This window comes from Actinomyces polynesiensis (genome assembly GCF_000820725.1).
Classification (GTDB): Bacteria; Actinomycetota; Actinomycetes; order Actinomycetales; family Actinomycetaceae; genus Pauljensenia; species Pauljensenia polynesiensis.
This window is the reverse complement of record NZ_CCXH01000101.1, coordinates 1-6,870: the sequence shown is the minus strand read 5'-3', so window position 1 is coordinate 6,870 and position 6,870 is coordinate 1. Positions and strand designations below refer to the sequence as shown.

At 72.1% G+C, this 6,870-nt stretch carries 8 protein-coding genes; 5 read left to right on the top strand and 3 right to left on the bottom strand.

The genetic code is table 11. The annotated features are described in order from the left end of the window. Window positions 1-195: 195 nt before the first annotated feature. The 3 genes from TA90_RS04510 to TA90_RS04500 are packed head-to-tail and all read left to right on the top strand — an operon-like array spanning window position 196 to window position 2,768. Entirely contained in the window at window positions 196-525 is a 330-nt protein-coding gene (locus TA90_RS04510; RefSeq protein ID WP_043534824.1) for a PadR family transcriptional regulator, read from the top strand. Then, window positions 525-1,715 carry a permease prefix domain 1-containing protein gene (locus TA90_RS04505; protein ID WP_043534823.1) on the top strand — a complete coding sequence of 397 codons (1,191 nt, stop codon included), beginning with the start codon at window positions 525-527 and terminating at the stop codon, window positions 1,713-1,715. Before TA90_RS04510 ends, TA90_RS04505 begins: the two co-directional genes overlap by 1 nt. A gap of 57 nt (window positions 1,716-1,772) precedes the next feature. Continuing rightward, window positions 1,773-2,768: an acetylxylan esterase gene (locus TA90_RS04500; RefSeq protein ID WP_043534822.1), complete on the top strand. Its 996-nt coding sequence runs from the start codon at window positions 1,773-1,775 to the stop codon at window positions 2,766-2,768. A gap of 6 nt (window positions 2,769-2,774) precedes the next feature. Here TA90_RS04500 and TA90_RS04495 read toward each other — a convergent pair whose 3' ends face one another. After that, window positions 2,775-3,050, bottom strand: a complete 276-nt coding sequence (locus TA90_RS04495; RefSeq protein ID WP_147513372.1) for a glycosyltransferase family 4 protein — start codon at window positions 3,048-3,050, stop codon at window positions 2,775-2,777. 84 nt (window positions 3,051-3,134) lie between these two features. Between TA90_RS04495 and TA90_RS04490 the strand changes: the two genes are divergently transcribed. After that, entirely contained in the window at window positions 3,135-4,079 is a 945-nt protein-coding gene (locus tag TA90_RS04490; RefSeq protein ID WP_043534826.1) for an NAD(P)-dependent oxidoreductase, read from the top strand. 163 nt (window positions 4,080-4,242) lie between these two features. Next, window positions 4,243-4,806 (top strand): P-loop NTPase family protein, encoded by a 564-nt coding sequence (locus TA90_RS04485; RefSeq protein WP_043534820.1) that lies wholly within the window; start codon window positions 4,243-4,245, stop codon window positions 4,804-4,806. Window positions 4,807-4,920: 114 nt separating this feature from the next. Here the strand turns inward: TA90_RS04485 and TA90_RS04480 are convergent, their stop codons facing one another. Together TA90_RS04480 and TA90_RS04475 are read right to left on the bottom strand one after the other, a co-directional pair. After that, complete coding sequence (locus TA90_RS04480; protein ID WP_043534819.1) at window positions 4,921-5,970, bottom strand: zinc-binding dehydrogenase; 1,050 nt, start codon at window positions 5,968-5,970, stop codon at window positions 4,921-4,923. A 183-nt stretch (window positions 5,971-6,153) separates the two neighbouring features. Further along, window positions 6,154-6,714 carry an NUDIX domain-containing protein gene (locus TA90_RS04475; protein ID WP_043534825.1) on the bottom strand — a complete coding sequence of 187 codons (561 nt, stop codon included), beginning with the start codon at window positions 6,712-6,714 and terminating at the stop codon, window positions 6,154-6,156. Between the last annotated feature and the right edge of the window lie 156 nt (window positions 6,715-6,870).

Here is a 6,870-nt window from a genome sequence, read left to right as displayed (position 1 = left end):
CGGCTGGCTTTACCCATGGCCGCCAGACTACCGCGACCGTGGCGGGGGACGTGCCGAGCAGGTGGGCCACCGGGTCCGTGGACGGCGCGCGATGGCAGTCACGCTCGCCGTAGTACGTCAGACGTAGTACGCTGGTCGTACCGGAGATCGACCACGAGCGGACCGACCGGGCCCGCGACACGGGGGGAGGACTGGATGATCAGCGCCGACGCCATCCGTGGCTACGTGGACGTCATGATCCTCTCGATCCTGCGCGGGGCCCCCTCCTACGCCTACGAGCTCGCCCACACCATCTCCGAGGTCTCTGAGGGCGAGTACACGATCAAGCAGACCACGCTCTACTCAGCCGTCAAGCGCCTCGAGGCCTCCGGCCTGGTCGAGTCCTATCCGGGTCTCTCGCCCTCGGGCAAGCCGCGCACCTACTACCGCCTCACCCCAGCGGGCTCGTCCGCCCTCGTCGAGAAGTGCGAGGAGTGGGCGGCGACGAAGTCCGTCGTCGACCGCTTCGTGAAAGGAATCCTCTGATGGACGTCATCGTCGCCTACCTCGAGACCATGTTCTCCCCCTACCCGGCCACGCCCCGTCTGGAGGAGGCCAAGGCGGAACTGCGCGCCATGATGGAGGACAAGTACTCCGAGCTGCTCGCCCAGGGCCGTTCCCACAACGAGGCCGTGGGCCAGGTGATCACCGAGTTCGGCAACCTCGACGAGCTCGCCCCCGTCCTCGGGATCTCCTCGGACCTGCGCTCAGGTCCCACGCCGGGCGCCACCGGGGTCCCGGACGGCTCGGGACCCGTCGGCACCCCCCACCGCCCGGACTCCCCGGCAGCGCCGTACCGGACCGACTCCCCGGCCCCGGGGGGAACGGGCACGCCGACGGGCACGCCGACGGGAGCGACACCCGGCACGCCCGCCGGCCCGCAGGCCCCGGCATCCCCTCCCACACCCGTCCACCCCGTCGTCACCCTGGAGGAGGCACAGGCCTTCGCCGACGCCCGCCACCGCACCCGCTGGTCGCTGGCCTGCGCCGTCGCCCTCTTCGTCATCAGCCCCGTCGTCCTGGTCGTGCTGTCCACGATGTCGGGGAGTCCCCTGCTCCGCATGGACGACACCCTGGTGACGGGGACCGGGATCGGGGTGCTCCTGCTCCTCGTCGTCGCCGGCGTGTCCCTGTTGATCCGACGCAACCAGGAGCTGGCCCCCTTCGAACGCCTCAGTGAGGGCGAGTTCACCCGCGACCCAGCGGTCTCGGCGTGGGCGCAGCAGCTGCGCGCAGCGTCGGAGCCCCGACGCACCACCGCCCTCATGGTTGCCGTGGCCCTGTGGATCCTCTGCGCGGTCCCGACCATCGCGGGAGGGCTCATCTCCGACCACAGTGCGGCATGGGCGGACGCGGCACCCGGGATCGGGGTGGGCCTCACCCTCGTCATGGTGGCGCTGGGCCTGCTCGTCCTGCTGCCCGCGTCATGGGCGCACTCGGTCGCCGAGGTCCTCACCGACGAGGGCGACCTCCCGTCCGGTCACCCCGAACAGCGCAGGTCCCGCCTGGTCGGCGCCTTCGCCGCCGCCTACTGGCCACTGCTGACGGCGGTCTTCCTGGCGTGGAGCTTCCTCGGGAATGCGTGGGACCGCTCCTGGCTGATCTGGCCCCTGGGTGCCCTCGTCTTCGCCGCGATCGCGGGTGGCATCGGGGCGTGGGAGTCACGGCGCAACTGAGGGGGAGGCGTCGGCATATGCTCGTCCCCGTCACCCCCGTGCACGGAAGGACCCGCGGTGCAGCGCTACGACCTCGACCCCGACGAGCTGGAGACCTACTCCCCCGACATCCCCGAGCCCGCCGACCTCGACGGGTTCTGGTCCCGGACCCTGGCGGAGCACCCCTTCGACCCCGCGGCCATGCGGTGCGTCCCGGTGGACACGCCACTGACCACGGTCGACGTCCACGACCTCACCTTCCCCGGCTTCGCGGGTGACCCCATCCACGCGTGGGTGACGCGTCCCGCTGGTGCCAGCGGCCCACTGCCGGCCGTCGTGGAGTTCCTCGGGTACGGCGGGGGCCGGGGACTTCCCGGGGACCGCCTGCAGTGGGCCAGCGCGGGATTCGTCCACCTGCTCATGGACACCCGCGGTCAGGGGGCCTCCTGGGGGGACGGTGGGGCGACCGCAGACCCCCACGGCACCGGCACCTCCACGCCCGGGTTCATGACCCGAGGCATCGAGTCCCCCGAGACCTACTACTACCGCCGCGTCTACGTCGACGCCCACCACGCGGTCGAGGCCGCCGCCGCCCTGCCCTGGGTGGACCCGGCGCGCATCGCGGTCCAGGGCATCAGCCAGGGCGGCGGGCTCACGATCGCCGCCGCCGCGCTCAACCACCGGGTGGTCGCGGCCATGCCGGACGTGCCCTTCCTCTGCCACTTCCGCAGGGCCGTGGGCCTGACCGGCGGTGACCCCTACGGGGAGATCGCCCGGTACCTGTCGGTGATGCGGGGACGGGAGTCGGCGGTCTTCTCGACACTCTCCTACTTCGACGGGGCCCTCCTCGCCGCGCGGGCGACGGCCCCCGCCCTCTTCTCCACCGCGCTCATGGACGCCACCTGCCCGCCCTCCACCGTCTTCGCCGCGCGCAACCGCTGGGGAGGGGAGGCGGAGATCGTCGTCCACCCCTTCAACGACCACGAGGGCGGCCAGGGTCACCAGTGGCTGAGGCAGGTCCAGTGGCTGAGGGAGCGCCTGGAGGACACCGGCACCCCGGCGGACCCCGCCTGAGGGGCCTCAGGCGACGCGGTGGAGCTGGGCCCGACTGGCTGCGTCGCCAGTGCGGTACCGGGACGGGCCACCCGGGCGGTCGCCACGGCTGCGGGCGATGAGGGAGCGGTAGACGCTCTCGTAGCCGCGTGCCATCACGGGCAGGTCGAAGTGCTCGCGGACCCACGCGCGGCACGCACGGGGGTCGAGATCCTCCGCGCGGGCGATGGCGGCGGGCAGGTCGGAGACCTCGTCGACGATGATCCCGGTGCGCCCGTCGTCGACCACCTCGGGCACGGGCACGGGCACGGGGGACCGTCACCCCTGAGGTGGTGGAACCGCCCGTGGAGGACAATGGCTCCACGACGACCTGATGTGGAGGACGACATGAAGATCCTGGTCACCGAGATGACCCGACTCGGGCCCCTGGACCTGCCCGAGGGTGTCGTGGCGGTCCCCTTCGACGAGCGCCAGCGCGTCCCCGCCGAGCACCGCGATGCCGAGGCGGTCGTCCTGTGGGGGCAGTACCCCGACCTCCGCGTCTTCTTCGCCGACCTGCCGCACCTGCGCTGGATCCAGACTCTTGCCGCCGGCCCCGACAGGATCCTGGCCCTGGACCTCCCCCGTGACATCGTCATCACCAACGGGGAGCACTTCCACGACGACACGGTCGCCGAACACGCCCTCGCCCTCGCCCTCGCGAACCTGCGGCGGATCCCCGACTGCCTCACCGCCCAGGCCGCGCACCGCTGGGACTCCACCCTCGGCGGGATCCAGCCGCTGCACCCCGCCGACAGGGTCACCACCCTGTGGGAGTCGAACGTGGTCGTGTGGGGCTTCGGGGCGATCGGCCAGGTGGCGGCTCAGCGCTTCGCGGCGCTCGGCGCCCACGTCACCGGCATCGCCCACTCCTCCGGCGAGCGCGCCGGGTTCCCCGTCGTGGCGGTGGACGAGGCCGACGCCGCGCTGCGCGCGGCGGACGTCCTCGTCATGGTCCTCCCCTCACACCCCGACACCCACCACGCCCTGGACGCCCGGGTGCTGGACCTCCTGCCCGACCACACCCAGGTCGTCAACGTCGGCCGTGGCAGCACGGTCGACGAGGTGGCCCTGGTCGAGGCGCTGCGCGAGGGAAGGATCGGTGCGGCGGCACTCGACGTCACCGAGGTCGAACCACTCCCGGCGGACTCGCCCCTGTGGGACGCCCCGCACCTGCTCATCACCCCTCACGCGGCGGGTGGGCGGCCGGTGGGCGTCGAGGAGAGGATCGCCCACAACGTGCGCGCCCTGCTGGGTCTCGGCGGGGACATGATCGGTGTGGTGGCGCGGTGACGTCGCGGTGAGGTCACCGTCCGGCGGAGGTCACCACCCCGACCGGCACGCGACGGAGGACCGGTTGCGGACACCCGTCCAGCCCGTGCCGACAGGTCACCCGGGGACGACCGCTCATCCCCGGACCGCCAGTCCACTCCCGACGGAGGACCGGTCCGGGAGCGTGGGTGCCCACTTCCTCGGGCCCCTCGACCCCGTGGACTGGCATCCCCGGCGCGTGACGGTCGCCGGGACCTCGGGCACCGGCAAGACGACCCTCTCCCGTTCGATCGGGGCACGCCTGGGCCTCCCGATGACGGAGATCGACGCCCTCTTCCACGGGCCGGGCTGGCAGCCCCGTCCGAGCTTCGTGGCGGACGTGGAGGCGGTGGTCTCCGGCCCGGAGTGGGTCATCGAGTGGCAGTACCGGGTGGTACGGGAGCGCATCGCGGACCGGGCAGACACGCTGGTGTGGCTCGACCTGCCGGTGCGCGTCACCATGTGGCGCGTCGTGCGCCGGACGGTGGTCAGGCGCCTGCGCCGCACGGAGTTGTGGAACGGCAACACCGAGCCGCCCCTGTGGACCTTCCTCACCGACCGCGACCACATCGTGCGCTGGGCCTGGGCGCACCGCCACACCCTGCGCGGTCGCATCCCGGAGGTGGCGACGGTCCGTCCGGACCTGCACGTCATCAGGCTGCGGTCGCAGCGGGAGGTGGACCGGTGGATGGCGGGGCTCCGCCCCTGAACCTGCGGGGTCTCGGACCTGCGGGGTGCCGGCGCGATGCCTGCGGGATGCCTCCGGGGTGGGACCGACACCGTCGTCGACCCCACCCCGGTGGCACCCGACCGGACCGGGATCTCAGGCCCAGGGGTCCACGAGGATGCGGATCGGGTTGCCGACCTTCTTCTCCAGGTGCTCGATCCCGGTGGCGATGTCGGTGAGGGGCACGACCTCCGTGACCGACTCGTGCAGGTCGAGACGCCCGTACTTCAGCATCTCGGCGAGCATCCCGATGTCCTGGTTCTGGTAGCCGATGTGGCCGAGCACCTGCTTGGACTTCAGGTTGAACTCCAGGAAGGTCCCCAGGTTCATGTCCTGGACCGACATGCCGACCGTGACGACCTTGCCGTGGTTGTCGAGGACGGACACGGCCTGGCGCAGCGTGGGCTGGATGCCGACGGCGTCGAAGGCGACGTCGATCATGCGACCGCCCGTGGCCCTGGTGACCTCGTCGACCAGGTTCGGGTCGTCGCTGCGGAAGACGTGGTCCGCCCCGAGTCTCAGGGCCCGCTCCAGGGCGTAGTCGTCGATGTCGAACCCGATCAGGGGGACGGCACCGGCCAGCCGCGCGAGCTGGATGATGTGGGTGCCGACACCGCCCAGGCCCCACACGCCGACCGCATTGCCGGGATGGACCTTCCCCGTGCGGACCACGGCGCCGAAGGGGGTGGACACGGCGTCGGCGAGGATCGCGGCCTGCTTCATGTCGACCTCGTCGGGGATCCGCGTCAGGCCCATCGCCTGGGCGATGGTGTACTGCGCCCAGGCCCCGTCGTAGGCGAAGGCCATGAGGTGGAGGTCCAGACAGTTCGTGAAGTCCCCCCGCCGGCAGCGGCGGCACACCAGGCAGGGTCGGCCGGCCGAGGGGATGACCCGGTCGCCGACCTCCCACCCCGACACCCCGGCACCGAGGGCGTCGATCACCCCGGCGGCCTCGTGGCCCTGCGTCACCACCGGCAGCTGTGCCGGGAAATGGCCGCTGATCAGCGACAGGTCGGAGTGGCAGATCCCGCAGTACGCCACCTTGATCCGCACCTGTCCGGGCCCGGGCTCGGGGACGGGGACCTCCTCGACGGTCACCTCCCCCGTGTCCGAGTGGAACCGTTCAGCGAGCATCGTGTCGGCCATACGATCACTTCCTTGTCATCATGGGACGGCCGTTGCCCACCGATACTAGGACTCAAGTCCCACTTCCCGTGACGGCATCGGACACCGGTGACTGTGACCCGCGCCACGCTCCGTCGTCGGCTCCCCGCCCGGACGGTGACTTCCGGACCGGCGGTGACTCCTCGGACCGGCAGAGCCGGACCGTCAGTCCGACAGTCGCTCCGGGTCCTCCAGGCTGAAGGAGTCCGCGGGCAGCGCCACCGCGACCGGGAGGAGCTGCTCGACCACTGCGGTGTAGAACTCCGCGACATCGGCCAGCGCGCCACCGGGCCCCACCTCGGCCCACAGCTCCTCGAGGGTGGGCCAGGACAGCTCCCGGCTCTCACCCTCGCCGGTCGCGTGGCGGGGAGCCTGGTCCGTGACGAAGGCGTAGCCCAGGTCGGTGTGGAGGTGGTCCCCGGGCAGTCTGTGCGTGTTGACCTGGAACGGCGTGGGGTGGCGGACCGCGCCGTGGGCCTCGATGTCCAGGGGCACCACCTGGAGCACGGCGAGCTGGTCGAGGTCGTAACCCGACTCCTCCACCACCTCGTGGGCCAGGGCCGACCACGGTGTCTCGGAGAGCTCGACGTGCCCACCGACCTGCATGAGGCGCCCCAGTCTCCTGTGCCGGTGCACGAGCACACGCGGCACACCCAGGTCCGTGCGGACGATGTAGGCGCTGCAGGTGAGGTCGTGCTGACCGGGGGAGGTGTGGATGTGGGGCACGAGCGTGAGGCTACCCGGACCGGCGTCCGTCCTGCACGCCGGCGGGCGGGACACCGGTCTCCCGGTGCCCCGCCCGTGCGCGACCTGACGGCGCAGGCGCCGGGTGGGGGCGCGCACGCCCCGTGCCCCCACCCGGCCGACCCCCTGCGGGATCCC

Bases quoted from the DNA above. Each gene is read 5' to 3' on its own strand.
- TA90_RS04505 (WP_043534823.1), top strand. From the start codon at position 525: ATGGACGTCATCGTCGCCTACCTCGAGACCATGTTCTCCCCCTACCCG.
- TA90_RS04480 (WP_043534819.1), bottom strand. From the start codon at position 5,970: ATGGCCGACACGATGCTCGCTGAACGGTTCCACTCGGACACGGGGGAG.
- TA90_RS04490 (WP_043534826.1), top strand. From the start codon at position 3,135: ATGAAGATCCTGGTCACCGAGATGACCCGACTCGGGCCCCTGGACCTG.
- TA90_RS04510 (WP_043534824.1), top strand. From the start codon at position 196: ATGATCAGCGCCGACGCCATCCGTGGCTACGTGGACGTCATGATCCTC.